Raw genomic sequence first — 25,824 nt, 5'->3', positions numbered from 1 at the left:
GTCCTCAGGGATGTACGGTCGTGCGCACGAACTGACCGCTGCGGGTCAGGGTGATATCCACGCCTTCATGGGCATTGGGGGTGCGCAATTGCAGTCGGGTGGCCGAGGCCTGGATCAGGCTGCCGTCAGGGCCGAAGCCGATGCCAGATGGGCCGGATACGGTCACTGCCGGACCGGATGAGGTGTAACGCCTGACCAGCGTATCGGTGCCACTGTCAAAGGTGCCGTCACTGTCCGCATCCACCCAGACTTCCCAGCCGGTCTGCCACTGTCCGCCAATGGGTGTGACGTAGACCACCTGACGGCGGCGCTGGGCCTCGGATCGGGCCAGGTTGAGACTGCTGACGAGGGCATTGTGTGCTGCAGCCTGAGCATTGGTCTGAACCATGGACTGGTACGCCGGCACGGCGATGGCCGCCATGATGGCAACAACAGCCAGGGTGGTCAGGAGTTCGGGCAGGGTCAAACCGGACTGTCTTGCAGGCATGGTCACCATCCTTGTAACGTGAGGCTGTGTTCATTTTATAATTTGGATGGTTGTGGAACAACCGTATCATAACGCAACACTGTTACGGTTTTCACAAATCCAACACGAAGGCAGGTCGGGTTGCATGTCAGGACAAGTCATTGCAGCGCCGGACTGATGCCGATATGCCTTCAGGATGATGTGAAATGACACTTTTACCCAAGATGAACAAGGCGTAAGCTGGGCCAGTGACATGCTTTTCATGCAACCCAAAAAGATAAGGAAAACGCACACATGAACAGGTTCAATGCTGCGCTGCTGGCAGGTGCGCTGGCGGGTGCGCTGGCTGCTGCGCCTCTGGCTCAGGCCGAGGAGGCCTATACCACCCGGGATCTCAATGAACAGCTGGTCATGGCAACGCTGTGGATGCAGGCTTCGGCCGAGTTCCGGGCGCTCAGCCATCAGGCCTTCAACGTCGCCCACATGCAGCTGGACAAGGCGCTGGCCGCGCACAAGGGCAACAAGCCCCTGGCAATTGCCGTGGATGTGGATGAAACCATCCTGGATAACACGGCCTATGAGGCTTATCTCATCGGCAATGATTTCGGGTATTCCTCCAAAACATGGGTGCCCTGGATGAATGCGGCGGAAGCGACGGCCATGCCTGGCGCCGTGGAGTTCCTCAACTATGCGGCCAGCAAGGGTGTGCATGTGTTCTATATCACCAACCGCAAGCCGGAGGGCAAGGAAGGGACGCTCAGGAACCTTAAAGCACTCGGATTCCCCTTTGTGGACGAAACCCATCTGCTCATGCGGGAGAAGTCTTCCAGCAAGGAGGCACGTCGCCAGGCCGTTCTCGAAAAATATGATGTGGCCCTGATGGTGGGCGACAATCTGAACGACTTCAGCGATGATTTTTACAAGAAGTCGGTGGACGAACGCTTTGCGGCGACCGACAAGCACAAGGACAAGTGGGGCACCGAGTGGATCGTGCTGCCCAACCCCACTTATGGCGACTGGGAAGGCGCGGTGTACAACGGCAACTGGAAGGCGTCTGCCGCCGAGAAGGATCAGATGCGCAAGCAGCATCTGCGCCGGTGGGCGCCCAAACAGTAAGACCGTGGTTCATCCGGATGACACGAACGCCTCCGTAACGGGGGCGTTTTCGTGTTCAGAAGGGGAAAAACCGGGGAATCACCAGTAGCGCGACAAACAGACTCAGTGCCTGTAGCGGTAGGCCCACCTTCACGAAGTCGATGAACCGGTAGTTGCCGGGACCGAGCACCAGCGTGTTTACCGGGCTGGCAACCGGTGTGGCAAATGCCGTGGAGGCCGCCAGCGCCACACCCATGAGAAACGGCTGCGGATGGATGCCGAGCGCCTGGGCAGAGGCCAGGGCAATGGGGGCGACCAGCACGGTCGTGGCCGTATTGGACATGAACTGGCTGAGCAGGGAGGTGATCAGGAAGAAAGCGCCAAGCATGAGCAGCGGAGGCTGACCCTCAAGCAAGGTGGTGAGACCTGCGACCAGGGCATCCAGCGCACCGGTATTTTTCATCGCCTGAGCCAGCGGCAGCATGCCGGCGATGAGAATGAGGCTGGTGGCGTTGAGGGATTGCCACGCCCTGGCAGGCGGGACGCAGCCGGAAAGAATCATGGCCAGGGCAGCAAGCAGTGACGTGGTCAGTGGCGGGAGCCAGCCGGTGGCCATGACGACCAGCATGGCGAGCACGATCAGGCCTGCCGGCAGGGCCTTGTCACTCTGACGGGCGGCATCCTGTACTTCCACGGGGAGTTCCAGAATGACAAAGTCCGGGTGCTGCTCCAGATCCAGAATATGACGCCAGCCGCCAACGACCAGCAGCGAATCGCCAAACGCAATCCGTGTGCCCTCGAACTGCGCGGCCAGTGGCTGCCCCTGACGCCGGATGCCGATCACGCTGAGACCGTACCGGTCGCGGAATCTGGCCTCCTTCAGTGTCTTGCCGATGACGGGGGCTGAGCGGCGAACCAGTACCTCGGCGACACCGAAATCCTGATGGAATTCATCCAGCAGTCCACCACCTGACCGAAGCACGTCCAGCCGCATGGTGTCACACAGGGTTCCGAGTGCATCAGGTGCGACGTACACCAGCAGCTCGTCACCCGCATGGATTCGTGTCGCGGAGAGCACCGGCAGTCGCGTGGAGATCAGTCTGCCCTGCCTTCGGATACCGAAAAGGGTGGCCTCAAAACGGGTGCGCAGACCGGCTTCCGCAACCGTCTTGCCCACCAGCGGGCTGTCCGGCAGGGTCTTCAGCAGGTGAATCTGGTCGGTAATGCCATAGCGATCGGTCAGCTCGCCCAGGTGGAAGCCGGATCCCGCGGGCACGGCACTCCCGGCAGGCAACAGGTGGCGGGCAAAGTAGATCAGGTAGACCGTACCTGCGAGAAAAATGGCCAGACCGGGGAGCGTGAAATCAAAGAAGGTGAAGGGCTCCAGCCCGGCATCTTTCAGCGCGGCCGCAGCAGCCAGGTTCGGGGGGGTGCCGATCAGTGTCAGCATGCCGCCCATGAGGGAGGCGTAGGCCAGCGGTATCATCAGGCGGCCAGGAGGGATACCCGAGCGTCTGGCCACTGTCATGACCACAGGGATGAACAGGGCGACCGTGCCCGTGGAGCTCATGAAGGCGGACATGAAGGCTACCAGCGGTAACAGCACCCAGAGCAGGCGGGTTTCATTGGTGCCGCCCATTCGCAGGAGAATCTGCCCTGCTCTTGCGGCCACACCGGTTTGAAAGAGTCCCTCGCCGACGATGAAGAGGGCGGCAATCATCACCACCAGGCCGTGTCCGAAACCCGCGACCGCCTCTGCAGGGGTCACCCAGCCTGACAGGGCCAGCACGCAGATGACCATGAGGGCGATAAGATCCATGCGGATGCGGTCCTGAATGAACAGGGCGATCGTCATGGCGAGAAGGATCATCACGCCCCAGGCGTCAGCAGTCATCGCTCGGAATCTCCAAGTGGCCGGAATCGGGATGTCACTTTAGCGGAACCCGGACCGGACTGCATTGAGTTGGCGCAATAAAAAACCCCGGGCAATGCCCGGGGTCAGCCTGTTGAGTGCAGAGAGGAGGAATCTTACCACCAGGCTTCGAACTGTGCGCCGACGCGCAGGTTGCCCTTCTCGCCATCCGCATTGTGGCTGGTGTTTTCCTCGGCGCGCTTGCCGAAGAAGGAGCCGGCATACAGGCGAATGGTCGGACGCGCCCAGAAGCTCTTGCCGGCAGACCATTCCTGGGCCACCACAATCTTGCTCAGGGCTTTCTTCTCGGCTTCCCAGGGCTCCTGATTCTTGCTGTAGCCCAGTTCCAGTGTGGTCTTCATGATGTCATCCCACTTGTACATGGGGCGAACCACGACGCTCATGAGGCTGGGGTTCTCTTCGGTGACACCTGAACCATAGGTCGTGCCTTTCTGATAAAGCACGGAATAACCCAGCTCAACCTTGTCGCTCAGACGTGCCACGCCAAAATCCATGACGCGCCAGGATTTTTCCAGCGTACCATCCCACCACACACTGTTCAGGGACTCGCCGCCACCGTGGTTGGCGTAGGCCATGTGTCCCAGAGAACCCTTGCCGTACTGGAGTACGGCCTTGTTGAAGCCACCCATCAGGCCCTGGGAGTATTCGGCCGTGAGGAAGAAACCGTTACGATCCACTTCCTTGGAGAGCGAGCTCTTGTTCTGATCCTGTGCGTCGGTCAGGTCGGCATAGCCATAGATACCGATCAGCTCCAGGTTACCGGCGCCTGCAGGCATGGAGAAGCGAACATCCAGCTTGTTGTTCTGAGTGTAGCCGTTGCCGCTGTGGCGTGCGGGCGTATCAAAGTTGGTCACTGCAACGGACGCCTTCGCATTGCCAACGGAAATGTTTTCCAGACCAGCGCCGTAGCCGCTGTTGTTGACATAGAACAGGTCCAGCCAGTGAACATCCTTGCGGCCATAGAAGCGCTTGCCGGCCCAGAGGGTGGCGCCCGGTGCCCAGCCAATGACGTTCTTGGCCGAAACAAAGGCCTGACGCAGGGCAATGTCGCCCCCTTGCCAGGGTTCGGAAGCATTGGTGTCACCTCCGGTGCTGAACAGGTCGTTGTCGCCATCCAGGGCCTGATAATCATTCCCCTGGTTGAGTGCCTGATAGGCGAGCATCATGTCAAAGCGGAATGTCTTGCCGTCCTGTGCGAACAGTTCCTGGCCCAGGGCCATTTCGCCGTAGGTGTCACACTCGTCGCCCAGACGACCGACAAAGTGACCGGCTGCACCGCTGCCGTAACAGAGTTGTTCACCGCCGTCTGCGGTGGTGGAGATGCCTGCCCGGGCATATCCGTGAAATTCAACTGCCAGTGCTGACGTGCTGAGGACGGCTGCGGCGACCGCGGAGGCCAGAGGCGCCAGTCGGAAAGCACGAGATTTGTTCTTGTCTGCCATCGTTTTCTTCCTGCTGTTGGTTGCTTGCCACTTGGCGGGCCGTCTGCCGGACCCGCGTTGATCTGTCTGCGTATCCGGTAAGTGTCAGGTGCATACCGGATGGCTCAGCATCATAGTCGTCAATACGTATTGAAATGGCATCATCCACAGGTGGGCTTTTTGAGGGGGAGGAGGGCGGGGGAGGCAGGGCGTAGACTCGGCGTAGGCCGGCGCTGCGCTGACCGGATGTCAGCGCAGTCAATCTCCGGTACAGATTACTCGGGGGTATCGTTGGCTGGAAAGCGCGTGGCAACCAGCGCATCCTTGATCTTCTTCAGGTGAGCCTGGAAGTCCACGCCCCGCTTGAGTGTCACACCGGTGGCCAGCACATCAATGACCGCCAGATGCTCCATGCGTGACGTCATGGGCATGTATACATCCGTGTCTTCCAGTTTGGGCACATCAATGGAAACGGTACAGATTTTCGCCAGAGGCGAGCCGGGCGCGGTAATGCCGATCACGGTCACGCCGTTGTCCCGGGCGATCTGCACGGCATCTACCATTTCCCGTGTGCGGCCGGTATAGGAGATGGCCACGATCACGTCGCCGGTGTTGAACGAGGCGGCTACCATGCGCTGCATGAGGAAGTCGTCGTAGCAGGTGACCGGGATGTTGAAGCGGAAGAATTTGTGCTGGGCATCCATGGCCACGGCGGCGGAGGCGCCCATGCCGAAGAAGGCAATCTGCTTGGCCTGGATGAGGTAATCCACAGCCTTGCTGATGGCCTGGGGATCCAGTGCCTGGCGTGCCTTGTCCAGCGTTGCAATGGTGTTCTGGAAAATCTTGTCCACCAGGGCCTCGACCGTATCGTCCGGCTCGACAGCCTGGGAAACATAGGGTGTGCCGCTGGCCAGGGACTGAGCGAGCTGAATCTTGAAGTCCGGAAAGCCCTGGGTGGCAAAGTTGCGGCAGAAGCGGTTGACCGTGGGTTCACTGACTTCCGCGGCCTTGGCCAGGGCGGCAATGCTGTAGCGCGTGGCGGACTGGGGATCCCGGAGGATGACCTCGGCCACCTTGCGTTCGGACTTGTTCAGGCTGTCCAGCCTGTCTTTGATGATTTGAAGCAGATTTCCCTGATCATTCATTGACAGCGCGTCTCATATAGTAGTGAATTAACTACATTATCCGGGAAATGGGCACATAATGCCAGTTTTCAAGGGTTTGGGTGGGCCGAAGGCGGTGAGTGCAGGCTTTTTGCTGTAAAAATTACGCAAAAAATGGAATTTGCTCTTGATTAATCGGCCTGAAAGTGGAAAAATTTGGTTTAATTACTACATGACATGAAAAGACGAACCATGACACGGGACGCTCTCCCTCAGATTGACATGCTGCTGTTTGGTGCCAACGGTGACCTGGCACGGCGCAAGCTCTTTCCCGCACTGTATCAGCTCGAGCGGGCCGGCCTGCTTCACGACGGTACCCGGGTGCTGGCGCTTGCGCGTCAGGACATGGATACACCCGCCCATCATGCCCATCTGCGGGAGCAGTTTGCCATTCACATCGGCAAGTCGCTGGACGAATCGGTACTGAACCGCCTGCTGGCGCGTTGCGAGTACCTGAAAGTGGACTTCGCGGACCCCGAAGGCTACCGGCCCATCCTCGAGTGGCGTGCGGAGCGTGATGTTCCGAGTGTCATTTACCTGGCAACGCCACCCATGATTTACGGCACCATCAGCGCCAATCTGTCCGGCGCCGGAGTGGTGGATGCGCAGTCTCGCGTGGTGGTGGAAAAGCCCATCGGCCAGGATCTGGAAAGCTCGAAGGCCATTAACGACGAACTGGCCCGGTATTTTGACGAGACCCAGATTTTCCGGATTGACCACTATCTGGGCAAGGAAACGGTTCAGAACCTGATTGCCCTGCGGTTTGCGAACAACCTCTTTGCGGCGCAGTGGAACCAGCGCTACATCTCCCACGTGGAAATCACCGTGGCGGAGAAGGTGGGCATTGAAGGCCGCTGGGGCTATTTCGACAAGGCGGGCCAGCTGCGGGACATGGTGCAGAACCACTTGCTGCAACTGCTGTGTCTCATTGCCATGGACCCACCGGCCGACCTGTCGGCGGACAGCATCCGTGACGAGAAGGTGAAGGTGCTGCGGGCGCTGCGGCCCATCGAACCCAATCAGATGGAAACCCATCTGGTTCGTGGCCAGTACACGCGCGGCATGATCGATGGCAAGCCGGTACCCGGTTACATGGAAGAGGAAGGGGCGAACCCGGATTCCGAAACCGAAACCTTCGTGGCCATGAAGGTGGAAATTGCCAACTGGCGCTGGGCCGGCGTGCCGTTCTACCTGCGCACGGGCAAGCGCATGCCGGAGAAGCTGTCGGAGATCATCATCCACTTCAAGCCGGCGCCGCACTACATCTTTGATCCGGACCAGAAATACATGGCCTGCAACCGGCTCATCATCCGGCTGCAGCCCGACGAGGGGATTTCCCTTCAGGTGGCCACCAAGGACCAGGGGCTGGACAAGGGCATGCGCCTGCGTCAGGGCCCGCTGGAACTGAGTTTTTCCGAGGCGTTCAAGTCCGAGCGTGTGCCGGATGCCTACGAGCGGCTGCTCTGGGAAGTCATGAATGGCAATCAGTATCTGTTTGTGCGCCGCGATGAAGTGGAATACGCCTGGCGCTGGATTGATCAGCTCATCGACAGTTGGGAGAAGGCCGGCGACAAGCCGCGCAAGTATGCCGCGGGAACCTGGGGGCCGGTAGCGAGCATCGCCATGATCGCCCGGGACGGAAGGAGCTGGTATGAAGACGCCTGACGGGCTGCCGCCTTCGGTCCGCTGGGTGACAGCGCCGGATCGTGACACGCTGGCCGCGAACCTTGCGGTGCACGTGGCGGACCAGTTGCGCGAACAGCTGGCGGCTCAGGCACGGGTCAGTCTCGCGGTCAGCGGCGGCAGCACGCCGGTGCCATTTTTCAGCGCGCTGGCCGGACAGGCGCTGCCCTGGTCCCGTGTCGATGTGACGCTGGTGGATGAGCGCTGGGTGGATGCGGACCACGAGGCCAGCAACGCCCGGCTGGTCCGGACACACCTGCTGACCGGCGAAGCGCAACAGGCACGCTGGGTGCCCCTGAAAGCGGAGGGGGCCACACCGGCCGCAGCGCTGGACGAGGTGGAACAGCGGGTGAGGACGCTGGCCTGGCCATTGAGTGTGGTGGTACTGGGCATGGGAAACGACGGACATACGGCTTCGCTCTTTCCCGGGTCGCCCGGACTGGCCGAGGCCCTGGATCCGTCCGGCCCGGCCCGGGTCGCCGCCACCCGGCCTCAGGATGCGCCACATGAACGGATCACGCTGACGGCTTCGGCCTTGCTGGCCGCCCGGCACCGGGTGCTGCACATCACGGGTGAAGACAAACTGGCCACCCTGGAGCGTGCACTGGCCAATCCGGATGCCGTGGCAGAGATGCCGGTCAGGTTGTTTCTGAAGCAGCCGCTGACCGTGTTTTGGTGTCCTTGACGAGAAGTATGCAAAGCGATGAATGACATTCAGGGCAAACTGGAAACCTATTTCGACGGCCAGCCGCTGGTGCCGGTCATTGTGGTGGAGCAGGCGGAGCATGCCGTGCCGCTGGGCCGGGCCCTGCTGGATGCGGGAATCCGCGTGCTGGAAGTGACCCTGCGGACACCCTGCGCCCTGGAGGCCATCCGCAGGCTGCGCGAAGCGCTTCCGGAAGCCGTGGTGGGTGCCGGCACCGTGACCACCGTGCGCCAGTACCGTGAGGTGGAAGAGGCCGGCGGACAGTTTGTCATTTCACCGGGGGTGACGCAGGCCCTGCTGGAGTATGGCGAGCACAGTCCTGCGCCCTACCTGCCCGGGGTGGCAACCATCTCGGAAATGATGATGGGATACGAAATGGGCTACCGTCGTTTCAAGCTGTTTCCTGCCGTGGTGGCAGGCGGCGTGGCCGCACTGAAATCCTTTGCCGGGCCCTTCCCGGATGTGAGTTTCTGTCCGACAGGGGGTATCGGGCAGAAGAACATGAGCGAATTTCTGGCTCAGTCCAATGTCTTTGCGGTCGGCGGGTCATGGCTGACTCCCGCACCGCAGGTCAGGGACGGTGACTGGGCCGGTATACGAACTATTGCCGCTGAGAGCCTTGCCGCCGCGAGGGCGGCTCTGGCCTCTCGTCAGTAGTGTACGACCCTCCCTCATTGCACTAGCAACGACTTTCCGCCGGCGCAAGTCCGGCGGTTTTTTTGCAGGTTGCAAAGGTTCAGATGCCCAGTGTCCGGCGGGCCTCGCGGACCAGCTGCCAGGTCTCGCGCAGTTCCCGGCGCATGGTGGCGGCCACGTCACGCAGGGCCAGGGCATACAGGTCGTGCAGGGCCAGGGCAAGGCGCGCCGGTGCCGGCAGGCTCCTCTGCTCCAGGGCAGCGGCCACATCTTCGACCGAAGGCTGGTCGGCGGCCAGTTCGTCTTCCAGCTTCTCCACGTCATCCGGCTGGTACCATTCCCAGAAGGACTCCTCGTCATCATAAATGAATGAGTCATCGGGAATGACCTGCTCCAGGGATTCGCTGTTGCGGCTGGCCTGACGCTGGCGTACCAGATCCCAGACCACCCGCGTCATCAGCCCCGTGAGCCAGGCCAGCGGCGCCATGTCTGCCGGTTTGCGCCGGCGGTCTGCCCAGGCCCGGATGTAGAGTTCATCCAGCACCTCATCCACGCTCAGTTCCCCGTCTTCCAGGTTGCCGCTGCCCACATGCCAGTTCAGCTCGTGACGGATGCGTTCGCGCAGTACGTCCAGATGGGTGTTGACGAAGTCCCTGAAGCCGGTTTCGTCGCGGATGATGTCGTGCCAGTTACGGGTGGTCATGGTACACCTCCTTGATCAGTGAGTGGCTCAGGCTGCCGGTGGCAATGCCAGCGGCTCCCGGAAGCGGACAATATGCTCGGTACCCTCACCGTCCTCGACCAGCAGGGACACCAGGTCGGCGCCTTCCGCCGTCGCCACAAGACGTTTGGGGTTGCGGATCAGGTGTTCGTAGTCCTTGAGCGTGACGGTGACTACATCATCTTTCGGGTCGTAGCTGAGACCGGTGACGGGTACCCATTCGGCAACAATCTGGTCGCCCAGTCCGAGACCCGCCACTTCCACTTCGGCCTGTTCGTTTTCAATGGTTGCGGAAACGTGTTCCAGCCATTGCTTGTACTCGTCACGGTTGAGAATGCGATCTTTCATGGTTGTCCTCCTTGTCCGGCAATCCGTAATCGGATGACCTCTGCTTCCATACATGGGGTGAGCTGTGGGGAAATCAACCCGTTGCCGGGGCAAACCCGCGCTCAGAGACTGGTGGCCTGCAGGTGCTGCAGCAGGCGCGCCATGCAGGCCGCCTCGTTGGTGACGAAACGTTCAAACTCCGCAAGGGGCAGGGGGCGGGCAAAGAAGTAGCCTTGGATCAGGCAGTCCGTCCGGTGCCGGAAGAAGGTCAGCTGATCTGCCGTTTCCACGCCCTCGACAATGATCTGCATCCCGAAGCTGCGGGCCAGATCGCAGATGGCATTGACCATGGACGCATCCTCCGGATCTTCCATCAGGTCGCGGGTAAAGCTCCGGTCCACCTTGATCACATCAATGGGCAGGTTTTTCAGGTAGCTCAGAGAGGAATAGCCGGTGCCGAAGTCGTCCAGGGCAATCCGGCAACCGGCTTCCTTCAGGCGCAGCAGATTATGGCGTTGCTCGCTGTTCTTCTCCATGGCCAGATTCTCTGTCAGCTCCAGGCTGACCAATCCGGCATCCAGCATGCCTGCGGTATTCAGGCACCGGATCAGGTCGTCCACATGGGAAGCCATGAGCAGTTCGTTGACGGAGAGGTTGACGGAGACATACAGGTGCCGGTTGAGTTTTTCGTTGAGGGTGGCCATGTCCCGCACGGCGGTTCGCGCCATCCACAGGGAGAGGCTGTTGATCAGCCCGCTGTGCTCGGCAATGGGAATGAAGGTTGCCGGAGAAATGCTGCCCCGGGACGGGTGTTTCCAGCGCATGAGTGCTTCGGCACCGACAATTTCACCGCTGGCCAGGCTGACGATGGGCTGATAGTGCACATGCAGTTCGCCCCGGTCCAGCGCGTGGGCCAGCTCGCTGCGCAACCACTGGCGCTGTATGGCTTCTTCCTGCTGATCCTGGGTGAAGAAGCTGTACCGGTTGCGCCCCTGATCCTTGGCGGCATACAGAGCACTGTCCGCGTTGCGCATCAACTGTTCTGCCGAACGCCCGTCCGCAGGGGCCAGGGTGAGGCCGATGCTTGCAGCCGTGGCGATCTGCAGGTCGTTGATCTGCACCGGTTCGCTGAGACGCTCCAGCAGTGTGGTGGCCGTCTGGGCGGCATCTTCAGGATACCGGATATCCGGCAGAATGATGAGGAACTCGTCTCCTCCGAGTCTGCCGACGGTGTCCGTCTCGCGCAACGTCTTGCGGATGCGCTCGGCCACCACTTGCAGCAAACGGTCACCCGTGTCGTGACCCAGGGAATCATTGATGTCCTTGAAATTGTCCAGATCCAGAAACATCAGACAGAGGCCGGTCTGGGTGCGTTTCAGACGCTTGAGGGCTTCACGCAGACGATCAATCACCAGGTTGCGGTTCGGCAGACCGGTGAGACTGTCGTAGTTGGCCTGATACTCAATGACATCCTTGGCCTGCTTGAATTCGGTGATGTCATTGAACACGGCGATGAAACGAGAGGCCTTGCCATGCTCGTCCCGAAGCATGGCGATGCTCAGGTAGACCCAGTAACGGGTGCCGTCCTTGCGGCGGTTTTCCATCTCTCCGGACCAGCTTCCGTTCTTCAGAAGTTCCTGCCACAGCGCCCGGAAAAAATGCTGGTCATGATTTGGTGAGCGGAAAATGGCCGGGGTCCGGCCCAGCAACTCGGCTTCCGTATATCCGCTGATGAGCTGAAAGGCCGGGTTGGCAGCCAGAATGCGGTTATGCTCATCGGTGATGAGAATACCCTCGGCCGCGTGCTCGAACACCGAGGCATGAAGGCGATCGCGCTGCTGCTGCTCGTACTCGGCAGTAATATCCTGGATGGAGAGGAGCACGCCCGATATGCAGGTTGTGCCCGTTTGGTCATCACGCATGTAGGGCGTCAGCCTTGCACGGTAGTGCCGGTCCGGCGCAGAGAACTGAACCTCCTCATGGGTTCCGGTTTCCAGGACCGCATGCAGCTTTTCGGCAAGACCGGTCATACTGTAGCGTGTCCTGATGTTCAGCAGGCTGATGCCCTTGGACTGTTCGGTCAAGTCAAAGAAGTCTTTCGCTTCTTCATTGAACCTGCGCACGAGCAGGTTGGCATCCAGCACCACCAGAGCCTTTTGCAGTGAATCCAGGATGTTGCGCAGGTCTTCGTTGGCTGCCGTCAGGGCCTCATTGGTATGCCGCAGCTCCTCGTTGAGGGTGTTGAGCTCCTCGTTCGCCGCCTGCAGTTCCTCATTGGCCGCTTCCAGCTCCGCATTGCTGGCCAGCAGCTCTTCGCCGGTGGCCTGGGTTTCCTCGTTGAGCGCCTTGAGCTCCTCGTTGGAAGTCTCCAGTTCTTCGATGACGGTCTGCATCCGGTCACGGGTGACGGCCAGCTCTTCCTCCAGTTCCCGGATGTGTTCGCGCACGGCCGGATCGTCCGGGTGGACGGGCCTGGACGGCGGTGTACTCGCGGAGACCGGTTCGAATATCACCAGGACCACGTCTTCCGCCTGAATCTTGAGCGCTTCGGGCTGGCGGATCACGAGCCGGAAGCGGCGATCTTCGTGATCTGTACTGATCTGAACGGGGCTGCCCCGGTAGATGGTGTCGCGTCGCAGCACGATGTGGACCCCTGCACGCAGATCGCCGCGAAATTCCGGAATGATGAGGTTGAACAGATCCAGTTCGGCCTTGCCCCTTGGCAGCCGGACAAAGGGCGAGCAGTCACCGAACAGCCTGAGAATTCCGCCATCCTGACTCATGAGAATGGCGGGCGGCACGTAGTCATTCATCAACAGTTCGGATCCGAGTGTTTCCAGAGGATGCGGTTCGGCAGGCAGTGTTCCGCGTGCCTTGGCATTGCGAAACAGTCCGGGCAGCCTGAAGCTGCTGTGGGGGCGTGTCTGAGCCCCTTCGCGTCTCTGATAAATACGGTGTGCCCGATCCACCTCCACCCATAAGCGGCTGTTTTCATGAACGGTTTCGGAGGAGCCCAGCCACAGGATACCGCGCCCGTTCAGCGCATAGTGAAAGGTGTCGAGCACGGCTTCCTGCAATTCAGGCCGGAAATAGATCAGCAGGTTGCGGCAGCTGATCAGATCCAGACGCAGGAAAGGAGGATTCTGGATCACATCGTGGCGAGAGAACAGCACCCGTTTGCGCAGGCGCTCGCCGACCCGATACATGCCTTCGTCAGGCTGAAAATACTTTTCGATCAGTTCATGGCTGAGCCCTTCGACCGCCAGTTCGGGATAGCGGCCGAGTCGTGCTGTCTTGAGTGCTTCTTCGTGCACATCCGTGGCAAAAATACGGATATCATGTCGATGAACCTGATCGCCCAGAATTTCCTCGAGCAGAATGGCGAGGCTGTAGGCTTCTTCGCCCGTGGCGCAGGCAGGCACCCAGATGCGAATGTCACTGCCGGGCGGCTTGGTCAGCAGGTGTGCGCGCAGAACCGGCTTGATGGCTTCGTAAGCCTTGGGATCCCTGAAAAAGGCGGTCACGCAGATCAGGAAGCTGGATGCCAGATCACTCAGCTCATCGGGATGTTCATCCAGCCATGCCCAGTATGCCTCAAGGGAGGGCAGTCCCTTGGCTGCGATACGCCGTGAAAGCTGCCTTTCAATCGTACCTTCCTTGTAGGCCGAGAAGTCGATACCGGTATGACGGGCGATCCGGCGAATCAGCTTGGGGAGGCTGATGTCGTCGTTCCCGGCTTCAATCCGGATGGTGGAACTGTTCGTGTTGAGTGCGTGTTCCTGAATGCGCCTGGCAATGGCTTCGGGAGGCAGTGCACAGTCTGCGGCACCGTCACGCATGGCGGACTGGGGCATGGACACATATTTGGCCGTATCCAGTGACTGGGCGAGCGTGATACCCCCCGCTTCGCGGATGGCCTTGATGCCCAGGGTTCCGTCACTGCCGGTTCCGGACAGGACGACCCCGATGGCCCGGGCGCCATGACTTTCGGCCAGGCTGGTCAGGAGCAGATCCACGGATGGCTTGGCCCCCAGCGGCTTGCGGGGCTTGCGGATGCGGATAACGTTCTTGCTGACCAGAATGTCCTTGCCGGCCGGCGCGACATAGATCATGTCCGGCTGAATTCTGGCGTTGTTCCTGGCCTGCACCACCGGCAGCCTGGCTTCCCGTGCCAGCAGATCAATCAGCAGGCTGCGGTGATCGGGGGCCATGTGCTGGGCAACGATGTAGCAGGCGCGACCGGTGGGTTCCAGTGCGGCAACCAGCGGACGCAGGGCTTCCAGTCCCCCGGCAGAGGCGCCAATGCCAGCCACATACATCGCATCCTGTGTGTCTGGCGTCGCTGTCTGATCTGCCATGAAACCCGCGTCTCCTGCATCGGAAGTGTCCTGTCTGTCAATGTAGCCCGGGTGCTGACGTTTGTAAATTGCCGGCTTTTGAGCGTGTTGGGAGCAAATAAACTGTCCGGACTTGTAGCACGTGATTTGTCCGGTTTCATGATCACCAAGGAGGTGAGCCATGAGACGGACAGAACTGCTACAGGAGATCCGGAAAATGCGATTCGAAGAAGCCTATACGGGATGGACCGAGAAACGGCTGACCCAGGAAGAGGCGGCGCGGCTGCTGGGGGTCTGTGAGCGGACCTTCCGGCGCTATATCGACCGCTACGAGGAGGAGGGCCTCGACGGCCTGATCGACAAGCGCCTGAGTCAGGTTTCCCACCGCAAGGCCCCGGTGGATGAGGTTCTACGCCTCGAGGCGCTCTACAAGGAGCGCTACGACGGCTGGAACATCAAACACTTCTACAGCTTCTACCGCGACCGTCACGGCGGCACACGCAGCTATACCTGGGTACGGAACACCTTGCAGAAGGCAGGCCTGGTCAAGAAGGCACCGGCTCGGGGTAAGCATCGTCGACGCCGCGAGCGGGCGCCCATGGTCGGCATGATGCTCCACCAGGATGGCTCCACCCACGAATGGGTTCCCGGCCACCACTGGGATCTGATCATCACCTTCGATGACGCCACCTCTGAGCACTACTCCATGTTCTTCGTCGAGGAGGAAGGCACGGCTTCGAGCTTCCAGGCCATGCGAGAGGTCATCACCGATCACGGCCTTCCCTCGAGCCTCTATACCGACCGGGGCAGTCACTACTGGCACACCCCCAAGGCCGGCGGCAAGGTCGACAAGTCCAACCTCACCCAGTTCGGCAGGGCCATGGCCCAGCTCGGGGTCGAGATGATCCCCGCCTATTCCCCCGAGGCCCGGGGCCGCTGTGAGCGCCAGTTCGCCACCCATCAGGGACGCCTGCCCAAGGAACTTGCAGCCCAGGGCATTACCACCATGGCGGCGGCCAACCGCTACCTTCGGGAGCACTACCTGCCGGCCTTCAACCGGGAGTTCTGCGTCAAACCCGCCGTCGAGGGCAGCGCCTTCGTGCCTTTCATCGGCCCTGGACTGGACGACATCCTGTGTGAGCAGTACGAACGCACCGTGAACAAGGACAACTGCGTCTCGTTCGAGGGACTCAAGCTGCAGATCCCTGCCGACCGCTATCGGCGCCATTACGTCAAGGCCAAGGTTCGGGTACACCGTTATCCTGATCGCTCCCTGGCGATCTTCCACGGCCCCAGAAGACTGGCCAGTTACACCCCAGAAGGCCTGCCCTTCGACCCCCTCGAACCTATTGATCAGGCACCGGCCAACGTCCGCTGCCAAGTCTGATCATCAGTGGACCCAAAGCGGACAGTTTATGTGCTACAAAACCGGACAGTTCTATTTGTTGCTAACATTGCCGGCTTTTGAGCGGATGAGTCGGAAGGTGCAAAGCGGCGGGCGGGTGAGAAAAGGGCAGGGGCGGAGGGGACTCCGCCGGCCTGCGAAACTCACGGTCAGTGAGCAAGTGTGAAGAGGAGAAGTGTTGCCTGGGTCGTTCAGAATACCTTGATGATCTTCAGTGTGTTGGTGCCGCCTTCGGCGTGGCTGTAATCGCCCTTGGTTACGGCCACCAGGTCGCCGATGGACAGGACTTGGCGGGCCTTCAGTGCCTCGATGGCGCGGCTGATGACGGTGTCATTGTCATCATCCCCGAGCTCGAACGGGATGGCATAGACGCCCCGGTAGAGGGCCGTCCGGCAGCGGGTACGGAAATGCCGCGAGAAGGCAAAGATCGGTACGGATGATTTGATGCGCGAAGCCAGCAGGGGCGTGGCACCGCTTTCCGTCAGGCAGATGACCGCCCGCACACCCCTGAGGTGATTGGCCGCGTACATGACGGACAGGGCGATGGTTTCCTCGATGCCTTCGATATCCTCATGAATCCGGTGTCTGGATTGATGCATGGAGGGGTGCTTTTCCGAGCCTTCGCAGATGCGTGCCATGGCCTGCACCGCTTCCACGGGGTAGTCGCCGACGGCGGACTCGGCGCTCAGCATGACCGCATCCGTGTAGTCGAACACCGCATTGGCCACGTCCGAGACTTCGGCCCGGGTCGGCATGGGGTTGTGGATCATGGATTCCATCATCTGGGTGGCGGTTATCACGCTGCGGTTGAGCGCGCGGGCGCGGCGGATGATGTGCTTCTGCACGGCCACCAGTTCCGCATCGCCGATTTCCACGGCCAGATCCCCCCGCGCCACCATGACGGCATCGGCCGCGCGGATCACGTCATCCAGTTCGTCCGGGTTCTGGACCAGCTCGGCGCGCTCGATCTTGGCCATGATGTGGGCATCGGAGCCGGCCTTTCGGACCAGGTCTCGTGCCACCCGGATGTCGTGGGCAGAGCGCACGAAGGAGACGGCCACATAATCCACTCCCATCCGGGCAGCCACCCGGATGTCGGCAATGTCCTTGTCCGTCAGGGCCGCTGCGGAGAGGCCGCCCCCCTTGCGGTTGAGGCCCTTGTTGTTGGACAGCACGCCGCCGATCAGTACCCGGCAGACAATCTGCTGGCCGGCCACCTGCTCCACCTGCATTTCAATCCGGCCATCGTCCAGAAGCAGGATGTCGCCCGGTCTGACGTCCTCGGGAAGCTGCTTGTAGTCGATGCTGACCCGGTCCTCGTCGCCCGCATCCGCGTCCAATCCGGCGTCGAGCACAAAGCGCTGGCCCGGCTGGAGCAGGACCTTGTTGTCCACAAAGCGCCCGATGCGCAGCTTGGGGCCTTGCAGATCCGCCAGCACGGCCACGTACTTGCCCAGGCGTCCGGCCACCTCGCGGACCAGCTCCACGGTCCGGGTGTGGTCTTCCGCCTGGCCGTGGGAAAAGTTGACGCGGACAACGTCCACGCCGGCGGCGATGGCGGCTTCCAGGCGCTCGGGACTGCTGGTGGCCGGCCCGAGGGTGGCGACGATCTTGGTTCTGCGCAGCATGCAAACCCCTTATCTGGCGTTCATCAGCGCCAGTGTGTTGTCCAGCATCCGGTTGGAGAAGCCCCACTCGTTGTCATACCAGGCCATGACCTTCACGTGGCGACCCTTCACCTTGGTGTGGTTGGCGTCAAAGGTGGAGGACACGGCTGTATGGTTGAAGTCCACGGACACCAGCTTTTCATCATTGTAGGCCAGAACCGGAGACTTCTCCGCTGCCTGACGGATGATGGCGTTGACTTCCTCCACGCTGGTTTCACGGCCGGCCACGAAGCTCAGGTCCACCAGTGAGACATTGATGGTGGGGACGCGCACGGCCATGCCGTCCAGTTTGCCATTCAGTTCCGGAATCACCAGGCCGATGGCGGCCGCGGCGCCGGTCTTGGTGGGAATCATGGACTGGGTGGCAGAGCGGGCACGGAACAGATCCTTGTGGAACACATCCGTCAGAACCTGGTCATTGGTGTAGCTGTGAATGGTGGTCATCAGGCCGGATTCGATGCCCAGTGCCTCGTGCAGGGGCTTGACCACCGGGGCCAGGCAGTTGGTGGTGCAGGAGGCGTTGGAAATGATCTGGTGGTCTGCGGTCAGCACCTGGTGGTTGACGCCGTAAACCACCGTGGCATCCACGTCGGTGCCGGGTGCGGAGATGATCACCTTCTTCGCGCCGGCGCTCAGGTGCGCAGCCGCCTTGTCGCGGGAGGTGAACAGTCCGGTGCACTCATAGACGACATCCACACCCAGGGCGGCCCAGGGCAGGTCTGCCGGATTGCGGATGGCCGTGACGGCGATGCGATCCCCGTTGACGGTGATGGACTCCGCGTCATGTGTCACCTCGGCATTGAAGCGGCCGTGGACGGTGTCATACTTGAGCAGGTGTGCGTTGGTACGGGCATCGCCCAGGTCGTTGATGGCCACCACCTGAATGCGGTCGCGGTAGTTGTTTTCATACAGGGCGCGCAGAACATTGCGTCCGATGCGTCCGAAACCGTTGATGGCTACTTTGATGGTCATGGTCAGGCTCCCCGTTGGTGTTATGATGTAGTAATAATAACAACATTAACTGATCAAAATCCAGACTGTCACGTGATTTGGATCAATTTATCTTGTAAAATTACACTTAGAATGATTTCAATCTGAAGAGAGAGACCGCCTATGCACCCCATTGTTGATCAGGTGACCCAACGTATTGCCGAGCGCAGTGCCTCAAGTCGCGCGGCCTATCTGGCGCGCATGAAGGCGCTGAAGGCACAGGCACCCGAGCGACGGGTGCTGTCATGCGGCAACCTCGCTCATGGATTTGCGGCCTGTGGTCAGGAAGACAAGGGGGTGCTGAAATTCATGAATCAGGCCAACGTGGGAATCGTGACGGCCTACAATGACATGCTCTCCGCCCATCAGCCCTACGGCCGCTTTCCCGAGGTGATCAAGGCCGCTGCGCGGGAAATGGGGTGTACGGCGCAGGTGGCCGGGGGAACGCCGGCCATGTGTGATGGCGTGACCCAGGGGCAGCCGGGCATGGACATGAGCCTGTTCAGTCGCGATGTGATCGCCATGAGCACCGCCATCGCCCTCAGTCACCAAATGTTCGATGCGGTTCTGCTGCTGGGCATCTGTGACAAGATCGTACCGGGCCTGCTCATGGGCGCGCTGAGTTTCGGTTACCTGCCGGCCATCCTGGTGCCGGCCGGCCCCATGCCGTCCGGACTGCCCAACAAGGAGAAGGTGCGCATCCGTCAGCTGTACGCAGAAGGCAAGGTGGACAAGGCTGCCCTGCTGGAGGCGGAAAGTCAGAGCTACCACAGCCCCGGTACCTGTACCTTTTACGGCACTGCCAACAGCAACCAGATGCTGGTGGAAGTCATGGGTCTGCACCTGCCGGGTGCGGCCTTCATTCCCCCGGGCACGGCACTGCGTGATGCGCTGACGCGGGAGGCCACCCATCAGGCCATCCGGCTTTCGGCGCCCAACGGAGGAAAAGCCTCCCTGGCGGAGATGGTCAACGAGAAGAGCCTGGTCAATGCGCTGGTGGCGCTGCTGGCCACCGGTGGGTCCACCAACCATACCATGCACTGGGTGGCCATTGCCCGGGCGGCAGGCATCGTGCTGAACTGGGATGATTTTGCCGATCTCTCGGCGGTGGTGCCGTCGCTGACGCGCATCTATCCCAACGGGCAGGCGGACATCAATCATTTCCATGCCGCCGGGGGAACGGCCTTCCTGATCCGCGAACTGCTCTCCGGCGGCTTCCTCCATGAGGATGTGATGACGGTGGCGGGTACCGGGCTGTCCGGCTATACCCAATCCCCCGTACTTGAAGGTGACAAGCTGGTCTGGCAGCCTGCACCGGAAGCGTCCGGTGACGACAGTGTGTTGCGCCCGGTCACGCGGCCCTTTGCCGCGGATGGCGGGCTGCGCGTGGTGGAGGGTTCGCTGGGCCGGGGTGTCATCAAGGTATCGGCGGTGGATGAGGCGCACTGGGTGGTGGAAGCACCGGCCCGGGTGTTCGACTCTCAGGATGACATGGCGGCAGCCTTTCAGGCCGGTGAACTGGATCAGGATTGTGTGGTGATCGTGCGTTTTCAGGGCCCCCGGGCCATCGGCATGCCGGAATTGCACAAGCTCACGCCCTATCTGGGTGTGTTGCAGGACAAGGGCTACCGGGTGGCGCTGGTCACCGACGGGCGCATGTCCGGAGCGTCGGGCAAGGTGCCGGCCGCCATCCACGTCTATCCCGAGGCCCTGGACGGCGGCCCGCTGGCACGGGTGCGTGACGGAGATCCGGTACGGCTGGATGCCCGGACCGGCCGCCTGGATGTGCTGGTGGAGGCGGACACGCTGGCCGCGCGGGAGCCGGCGCGACGGGATCTGACGGCCCAGCATCTGGGGTACGGGCGTGAACTCTTTGCCTGGGCCCGGGCACGCGTGACGACACCGGAAGAGGGTGCGGTATCCATCTGGAGTGATGAAACATGACACAGGAAACCTGGGCGTTGGTCGGCGACATCGGCGGCACCAACGCCCGCTTTGCACTGGTGACGCCGGGGCAGGTGGAGCTTCAGCATGTGGAGATTCTGGCCTGCCGGGACTATGACAATCTGGATGCGGCTGTCGCGGATTATCTGGGCCGGTACGGGGCAACCGTCCGTGAGGCCTGTCTGGCCTTCGCCTGCCCGGTGAACGGACAGGTGATCCGCATGACCAACAATCACTGGTGTTTCGACCGGGATGTCATGCAGGACAAGCTCGGTCTGGAGACCTTCAAGATCGTCAACGACTTCACCGCCATGGCGCTGGGCATGCTCCATGTGCATGACGAGCATCTCAGGCGCATAGGCGGGCCGGAGGTGGGTGGCAAGGGCGTGCGGCTGGTCATCGGACCGGGTACCGGGCTGGGTGTCTCGGCGCTGGTGCCGGCCATTGAAAACTGGATTCCGCTGGCCACCGAAGGCGGGCATATCGAATTCGGCGCGATCAACGAGGAAGAGCTTCGTATCCGCGAGTGGCTGGGGGGCGCTTTGGCCGGGTATCCGTGGAGCGCATTCTCTGTGGTGACGGGCTGGTGAACCTGTACAAGGCCCATTGCGCGCTGGAAGGCAGGCCGGAGCCGGACATCACGGCGGCGGATGTGACCGGCTCGGCACTGGCCGGCGATCCCTTTGCCGCCAGGGTACTGAATCATTTTTGCGAGATTCTCGGGCGCGTGGCCGGTGACAATGTACTGACACTGGGTGCCTGGGGCGGGGTCTATCTGTGTGGCGGCATCCTGCCCCGCTTTGTGGAGTTCCTGCGGGCCAGCCCGTTCCGTGCCGCGTTCGAGCGCAAGGGCCGCATGCGGCACCTGATGGAAAATACGCCCGTATGGGTGGTCACTGACGTACTGGCCGGCCTCAAGGGTGCGGCGGAAGCACTGCGAAACCCGGAGGTCTTATGAATCTGTCTGATGTCCCTTTCATCCTCGGCATGATGCGACTGCCCGACTATGACGAGTTGTCCGACCCGCGTGCCCTGGCGCGCTGGATTGAGGATCAGGTCAGCCGTGGCTATCACGTCTTCGACCACGCGGACATTTACGGTGCCGGAATCTGTGAGCGCCTGTTCGGTGATGCCATCCGGCAGGCCCCGGCGCTGCGCGACCGGATTCAGGTGATCACCAAGGCAGATATCGTGACTGCCGACGCGGATACCTCGGTGTTTTCCGTCAAGCACTACGACACCACGCGCGCCTACCTGATGCGCCAGGCCGAGCAGTCCCTGCGGCGACTGGGGCTGGAGCGGATTGATCTGTTCCTCATCCACCGTCCCGATCCGCTCATGCCGGCGGAGGAAACCGCCCGGGCACTGGAGGATCTGGTGGCTCAGGGCAAGGTGAAGGCGGTGGGGGTGTCCAACTTCCTGCCGGAACAATGGCGCTGGCTGCAGGCCAATCTGGCGGTACCGCTGGTGTGCAATCAGGTGGAGCTGTCGCTGACGGCCAATGACTGGCTGACGGACGGTACGCTGGAGGCGCATCTGCGTGATGGTCTTCGGGTGCTGGCCTGGTCGCCCCTGTCAGGCGGTCGCTGGAATGACCGGCTGCGGGCGCTGATGGGCAGGATTGCGGCCAATCATGGCGTCTCGCCTGAAGCCGTGGCGCTGGCCTGGATCCGGCGCATTCCGGGCTCGCCGGTACCGGTGGTGGGATCCTGCAGTGCCGGCCGGCTGGCCGCCTGCCGGGATGTGGAACGACTCAGCCTGGACCGGGCACAGTGGTTTGCCCTGCTTGAAGCGGCGCGCGGACAGCGGGTGCCCTGACGGGTGACCGGCTGGCCGCCGGGTATTCAGGCATCGACCCGGCGGTATTCCACCTTGTTGTCATACACCACCATCTGCATCCGTCCGGCGAGCCAGTCCCGGTCGTAGGGCGAGATGAGGTACACGGCGACGACAAACGCGAAGTAGGTGCCGAACAGCCAGGACCAGGTGAAGGTGGCGATGCCGATGAACAGCACCGCCGCCACCCCCAGCAGTTGCCGGAATTCGGTGGTATCCGTCAGTGAGGTGAGCGTGATCACTTCCAGCAGGGTATAGAGCCGCGCCAGCACATAGACACTGAGCGTGAAGACCGCAATCAGCCAGAGGTTGGGCCAGTTCAGGCCGCCCAGCAGCAACTGGGCGACGGAAAAGGGCAGGGAAATCTGCACCAGGCGTACCGGGGTTTTTTCACTCAGCGAAAGCATGACCGTTGACTCCGTTTTCCGGGGATGTCCTTCAGTCTAGTCCGGAAAGTGCCGGTTGTCCTGTTACGGTAATGTCAGCCCTCGTAGCGGCAGAGGTAGGCCGTATCACACTCGACCCGAAGATCGAAGCTCGCCCCGGCAGGTACCGTGAAGGTGTCACCGTCCCGGAAGGTTTGCCAGTCTCCGGAACCGGGGAGCCGGACAGTCAGCGCACCGCTGACGACGGTCATGTATTCGGTGCTGGAGGTGGAAAAGGTGTATTCGCCGGGGGCCATCACGCCGACGGTGGCTGGCAGATCGGCAGTCTGAAATGCGATGGACTTGACCTTGCCGTCAAAGTATTCGTTGACCTTGAGCATGAGATTTCTCCTGATTGAAAGCGCCATTGTAAATCCTGTGGGGTCGTTTGCGCATCCGTCTGCCCGTCTTTTGTGACGCGGCACCTGTCTGGTGACATGGCAGCATGCGGGGACGCCCGGGTTCAGGCCAGCACGGCAACGGCTTTTACCTGGGCGAAGGCACGCTGGCCGGGGCGGAGACTGAGGGTTTCGACCGACTTGCGGGACAACCGTGCCAGCAAGAGGGTCGGGCCGGCATTGACCCGGACCAGCACCTGAGCCGGGCCGGCGTCCGCCAGGGTATCGATGGTGACCGGCAGGACGTTGAGGATGCTGGTGCGGCCGGGCGGGTCCAGGCTGAGACTGACGTCGCGGGCCCGGACCTGAACACGCACGTCGGTCCCCGGCGCACCCGGACTGCCGGGGACGAGCAGGCTGCCGCCGGGGAAGGTCAGGGTCGTCAGATCATACCGGGCATCATGGTCAGCCACCCGCGTATCCAGCACGACGCCGGTATCCGGCTGCCGGGCCAGTGACACATCCAGCCGGCTGAACAGGTCGGTGGCCGGGCCATGGGCAGTCACCCGGCCCTGATCCAGCAGCACCAGATAGTCCGCCAGGCGGGCGACTTCATCCCTCGAGTGGGAGACAAACAGCATGGGGATGTCCAGCTCGCGGCGAATGCGGGTCAGATAGCCGAGTATGTCCTGCTTGCGGACTTCGTCCAGCGCCGCCAGGGGTTCGTCCAGCAACAGCAGCCGGGGCTGGGTGAACAGCGCCCGGGCAATGGCCACGCGCTGCTGCTCGCCACCGGACAGCCCGCCGGGAGAGCGGTCCAGCAAGGGGGACAGCCCGAGCAGATCAATGACATGGTCCTGTGCTTGTGCCGGCATCGGCGTCCTGACCCGGCGCGCGCCATAGAGAAGATTTTGCCGCACGCTGAGGTGCTCGAACAGCCCCGGCTGCTGGAAGACATAGCCCAGTGGGCGCCGGTGTGTCGGGCACCAGGTGTCCCCGGATTGCCAGGTTTCGCCTGCGACCCGGACACGGGCATCCGGCAGGCGCTCCAGTCCGGCCACGACACGCAGAAAGGTCGTCTTGCCGCAGCCGGATGGGCCGAAGAGGGCTGTGACGCCGGTATCCGGCAACTGCAGGTCCACGTCCATGGCGAAACCGGGGCGGGAGAGGCGGAAACGAATGTCCATCAGGCCCTCACTGCCGAGAAACGCCGGTTGAACCCATAGACCGCCAGCAGCATCAGGAACGACAGCGCCAGCAGGCCGCCGGCCAGCACATGTGCGCGTCCGTACTCCAGTGCTTCCACATGCTCGTAGATGGCAATGGACAGTACTTGCGTCTGACCGGGGATATTGCCGCCGATCATCAGCACCACGCCAAACTCACCCAGGGTATGCGCGAAGCCCAGGACGGCAGCGGTCAGAAAGCCGGAGCGGGCGAGCGGCAAGGCCACCGTGAGAAACCGGTCCAGCGGACTGGCGCGGAGCGTGGCCGCCACTTCCAGGGGCAGCGAACCGATGGCCGCAAAGGCATCGCGCAGGGGCTGCACCACAAAGGGCAGTGAATAGATGACCGAGCCGATCACCAGGCCGGTGAAGGAAAACACCGGCGCCTGCCCGCCAAATCCGGTGACGAGCCGGCCGAGCGGCCCCTCCGGTCCCAGTGCCACCAGCAGGTAGAAGCCCAGCACGGTTGGGGGCAGTACCAGCGGCAGGGCCACGATGGCATCCACCATCACCTTCCAGCGCGCATTGGAGCGGGCCAGCCACCAGGCCAGGGGCGTGCCGAGCACCAGCAGAGTCAGGGTGGTCACACCTGCCAGTTTCAGCGTCAGCCAGAGTGCGGCAAGATCCTGAGCTTCGGGGGTCATGGCGTATCGTACCCGTGCTGCCGGATGATGGCCCGGCCGGCCTCGCTCCGGACGAACCGGAAGAAGGCGCGGACTTGCGGCGATTCCTGCAGCATCACCGCCGACTGCAGAATGGGGGTGTAGAGGGACGGAGGCGGATACCAGACGCTGCCCGCAGGTTTGCCCCGATCCAGCTGGGAGGCGGCGACAAAACCCAGCTCCGCGGCACCACTGGCGACATACTGGAAGGCCTGCCCCACATTCTCACCCCGTACCAGTCGGGGCTGCAGCACCTGCCAGACACCCAGGGCCTGCATCACGTCCTCTGCCGCCCGGCCATAGGGCGCCAGTTTCGGATTGGCGATGGCCAGACGGCGGAACCCGCCCTGCTGAAGCACCCGGCCTTCCCCATCCACCAGTCCCGGCTGCGGACTCCAGAGCACCAGTCTCCCCCGGGCATAGATGAACTGCGTGTCCGGCAGGGCGTGTCCTTCGCGCACGAGGCGGGCCGGCGTTTCCGTATCGGCGGCAAACAGGGCCGCAAAGGGCGCGCCGTGGCGGATCTGTGCATACAGCTTGCCCGTGGAGCCGTAGGCGGGGCGGAGCGTCTGGCCGGAGTGTTGCCGGTACGTATCCACCAGGTCTTCCATGGTGCTGCGGAAGTTACTGGCCACGGCGATATTCACTGTGGACGCCGCGGCCGCAACCGGCAGCAGACCGGCCAGCAGAGCGACGAGGACGAGCAGCCGTGACAACGCGTCCACCCGCAGTGTGGGCGGTATCCGCTCGGATGTGAGGGGAAGATACGGCAACAGGCGACTCCTCGGAACAGCATTCGGAAGGTTAACTTACCATGAGGCGTGCCGGAACTGAATGCGCCGG

The 25,824-nt window shown here is 61.9% G+C and carries 21 protein-coding genes and 1 pseudogene; 8 read left to right on the top strand and 14 right to left on the bottom strand.

Features of this window, described 5'->3' with window-relative positions; translation table 11 throughout:
- Window positions 1-4: 4 nt before the first annotated feature.
- A complete protein-coding gene (locus AAIA72_RS10760; protein ID WP_369600319.1) occupies window positions 5-487 on the bottom strand; it encodes a GspH/FimT family protein in 483 nt (160 codons plus the stop codon).
- Between the two features lie 273 nt (window positions 488-760).
- On the opposite strand from AAIA72_RS10760, the gene AAIA72_RS10755 reads away from it, so the two are divergent.
- Window positions 761-1,582, top strand: coding sequence for a 5'-nucleotidase, lipoprotein e(P4) family (locus AAIA72_RS10755; RefSeq protein ID WP_369600318.1), 822 nt, complete (start codon window positions 761-763; stop codon window positions 1,580-1,582).
- Between the two features lie 55 nt (window positions 1,583-1,637).
- On the opposite strand, the gene AAIA72_RS10750 is transcribed toward AAIA72_RS10755, so the two are convergent.
- From AAIA72_RS10750 to AAIA72_RS10740, 3 genes are all read right to left on the bottom strand, one after another.
- Window positions 1,638-3,455 (bottom strand): SLC13 family permease, encoded by a 1,818-nt coding sequence (locus tag AAIA72_RS10750; RefSeq protein ID WP_369600317.1) that lies wholly within the window; start codon window positions 3,453-3,455, stop codon window positions 1,638-1,640.
- Window positions 3,456-3,589: 134 nt separating this feature from the next.
- Entirely contained in the window at window positions 3,590-4,936 is a 1,347-nt protein-coding gene (gene lamB / locus AAIA72_RS10745) for a maltoporin LamB (RefSeq protein ID WP_369600316.1), read from the bottom strand.
- A 254-nt stretch (window positions 4,937-5,190) separates the two neighbouring features.
- Entirely contained in the window at window positions 5,191-6,060 is an 870-nt protein-coding gene (locus AAIA72_RS10740) for a MurR/RpiR family transcriptional regulator (RefSeq protein ID WP_369600315.1), read from the bottom strand.
- 210 nt (window positions 6,061-6,270) lie between these two features.
- Here AAIA72_RS10740 and zwf point away from each other — a divergent pair, with 210 nt between their 5' ends.
- The 3 genes from zwf to AAIA72_RS10725 are packed head-to-tail and all read left to right on the top strand — an operon-like array spanning window position 6,271 to window position 9,124.
- Window positions 6,271-7,743, top strand: coding sequence for a glucose-6-phosphate dehydrogenase (zwf, locus tag AAIA72_RS10735; protein ID WP_369600314.1), 1,473 nt, complete (start codon window positions 6,271-6,273; stop codon window positions 7,741-7,743).
- The gene (pgl, locus tag AAIA72_RS10730) at window positions 7,730-8,446 is read left to right on the top strand and encodes a 6-phosphogluconolactonase (RefSeq protein ID WP_369600313.1); all 717 of its coding nucleotides are present in this window, start codon (window positions 7,730-7,732) and stop codon (window positions 8,444-8,446) included. Before zwf ends, pgl begins: the two co-directional genes overlap by 14 nt.
- 18 nt (window positions 8,447-8,464) lie before the next feature.
- Window positions 8,465-9,124, top strand: coding sequence for a bifunctional 4-hydroxy-2-oxoglutarate aldolase/2-dehydro-3-deoxy-phosphogluconate aldolase (locus AAIA72_RS10725; RefSeq protein ID WP_369600312.1), 660 nt, complete (start codon window positions 8,465-8,467; stop codon window positions 9,122-9,124).
- Window positions 9,125-9,203: 79 nt separating this feature from the next.
- Here the strand turns inward: AAIA72_RS10725 and AAIA72_RS10720 are convergent, their stop codons facing one another.
- The 3 genes from AAIA72_RS10720 to AAIA72_RS10710 all read right to left on the bottom strand — a co-directional run bounded on the left by AAIA72_RS10720 (window position 9,204) and on the right by AAIA72_RS10710 (window position 14,509).
- A complete protein-coding gene (locus AAIA72_RS10720; RefSeq protein WP_369600311.1) occupies window positions 9,204-9,806 on the bottom strand; it encodes an RNA polymerase sigma factor in 603 nt (200 codons plus the stop codon).
- Between the two features lie 27 nt (window positions 9,807-9,833).
- On the bottom strand, window positions 9,834-10,172 hold the full coding sequence (locus tag AAIA72_RS10715; protein WP_369600310.1) for a DUF5335 family protein: 339 nt from the start codon (window positions 10,170-10,172) through the stop codon (window positions 9,834-9,836).
- A gap of 101 nt (window positions 10,173-10,273) precedes the next feature.
- Window positions 10,274-14,509, bottom strand: coding sequence for an EAL domain-containing protein (locus AAIA72_RS10710; protein WP_369600309.1), 4,236 nt, complete (start codon window positions 14,507-14,509; stop codon window positions 10,274-10,276).
- A 196-nt stretch (window positions 14,510-14,705) separates the two neighbouring features.
- On the opposite strand from AAIA72_RS10710, the gene AAIA72_RS10705 reads away from it, so the two are divergent.
- A complete protein-coding gene (locus AAIA72_RS10705) occupies window positions 14,706-15,875 on the top strand; it encodes an ISNCY family transposase (protein WP_369600308.1) in 1,170 nt (389 codons plus the stop codon).
- 209 nt (window positions 15,876-16,084) lie between these two features.
- Here the strand turns inward: AAIA72_RS10705 and pyk are convergent, their stop codons facing one another.
- The gene (gene pyk / locus AAIA72_RS10700) at window positions 16,085-17,521 is read right to left on the bottom strand and encodes a pyruvate kinase (protein ID WP_369600307.1); all 1,437 of its coding nucleotides are present in this window, start codon (window positions 17,519-17,521) and stop codon (window positions 16,085-16,087) included.
- A gap of 9 nt (window positions 17,522-17,530) precedes the next feature.
- Complete coding sequence (gap, locus tag AAIA72_RS10695) at window positions 17,531-18,532, bottom strand: type I glyceraldehyde-3-phosphate dehydrogenase (protein WP_369600306.1); 1,002 nt, start codon at window positions 18,530-18,532, stop codon at window positions 17,531-17,533.
- Between the two features lie 141 nt (window positions 18,533-18,673).
- Between gap and edd the strand changes: the two genes are divergently transcribed.
- The 3 genes and pseudogenes from edd to AAIA72_RS10680 all read left to right on the top strand — a co-directional run bounded on the left by edd (window position 18,674) and on the right by AAIA72_RS10680 (window position 22,312).
- Window positions 18,674-20,494: a phosphogluconate dehydratase gene (edd, locus tag AAIA72_RS10690; protein WP_369600305.1), complete on the top strand. Its 1,821-nt coding sequence runs from the start codon at window positions 18,674-18,676 to the stop codon at window positions 20,492-20,494.
- A pseudogene (glk, locus tag AAIA72_RS10685) lies at window positions 20,491-21,452 on the top strand (glucokinase). Before edd ends, glk begins: the two are co-directional and overlap by 4 nt.
- Window positions 21,449-22,312, top strand: a complete 864-nt coding sequence (locus AAIA72_RS10680) for an aldo/keto reductase family oxidoreductase (protein WP_369600304.1) — start codon at window positions 21,449-21,451, stop codon at window positions 22,310-22,312. Before glk ends, AAIA72_RS10680 begins: the two are co-directional and overlap by 4 nt.
- Before the next feature lie 26 nt (window positions 22,313-22,338).
- Here the strand turns inward: AAIA72_RS10680 and AAIA72_RS10675 are convergent, their stop codons facing one another.
- From AAIA72_RS10675 to modA, 5 genes are all read right to left on the bottom strand, one after another.
- Window positions 22,339-22,737, bottom strand: a complete 399-nt coding sequence (locus tag AAIA72_RS10675) for a hypothetical protein (RefSeq protein ID WP_369600303.1) — start codon at window positions 22,735-22,737, stop codon at window positions 22,339-22,341.
- 74 nt (window positions 22,738-22,811) lie between these two features.
- Window positions 22,812-23,096 carry a pyrimidine/purine nucleoside phosphorylase gene (locus AAIA72_RS10670; RefSeq protein WP_369600302.1) on the bottom strand — a complete coding sequence of 95 codons (285 nt, stop codon included), beginning with the start codon at window positions 23,094-23,096 and terminating at the stop codon, window positions 22,812-22,814.
- Between the two features lie 122 nt (window positions 23,097-23,218).
- Complete coding sequence (gene modC / locus AAIA72_RS10665) at window positions 23,219-24,280, bottom strand: molybdenum ABC transporter ATP-binding protein (protein WP_369600301.1); 1,062 nt, start codon at window positions 24,278-24,280, stop codon at window positions 23,219-23,221.
- Window positions 24,280-24,963, bottom strand: coding sequence for a molybdate ABC transporter permease subunit (gene modB / locus AAIA72_RS10660; RefSeq protein WP_369600300.1), 684 nt, complete (start codon window positions 24,961-24,963; stop codon window positions 24,280-24,282). The genes modC and modB overlap by 1 nt, the downstream gene beginning before the upstream one ends.
- Window positions 24,960-25,754 carry a molybdate ABC transporter substrate-binding protein gene (gene modA, locus AAIA72_RS10655; RefSeq protein WP_369600299.1) on the bottom strand — a complete coding sequence of 265 codons (795 nt, stop codon included), beginning with the start codon at window positions 25,752-25,754 and terminating at the stop codon, window positions 24,960-24,962. The genes modB and modA overlap by 4 nt, the downstream gene beginning before the upstream one ends.
- Window positions 25,755-25,824 lie beyond the last annotated feature (70 nt).

It is taken from the genome of Thermohahella caldifontis, assembly GCF_041153465.1.
GTDB classification, from domain to species: Bacteria; Pseudomonadota; Gammaproteobacteria; order Pseudomonadales; family Oleiphilaceae; genus Thermohahella; species Thermohahella caldifontis.
This window is presented reverse-complemented; position numbering and strand designations above follow the sequence as displayed.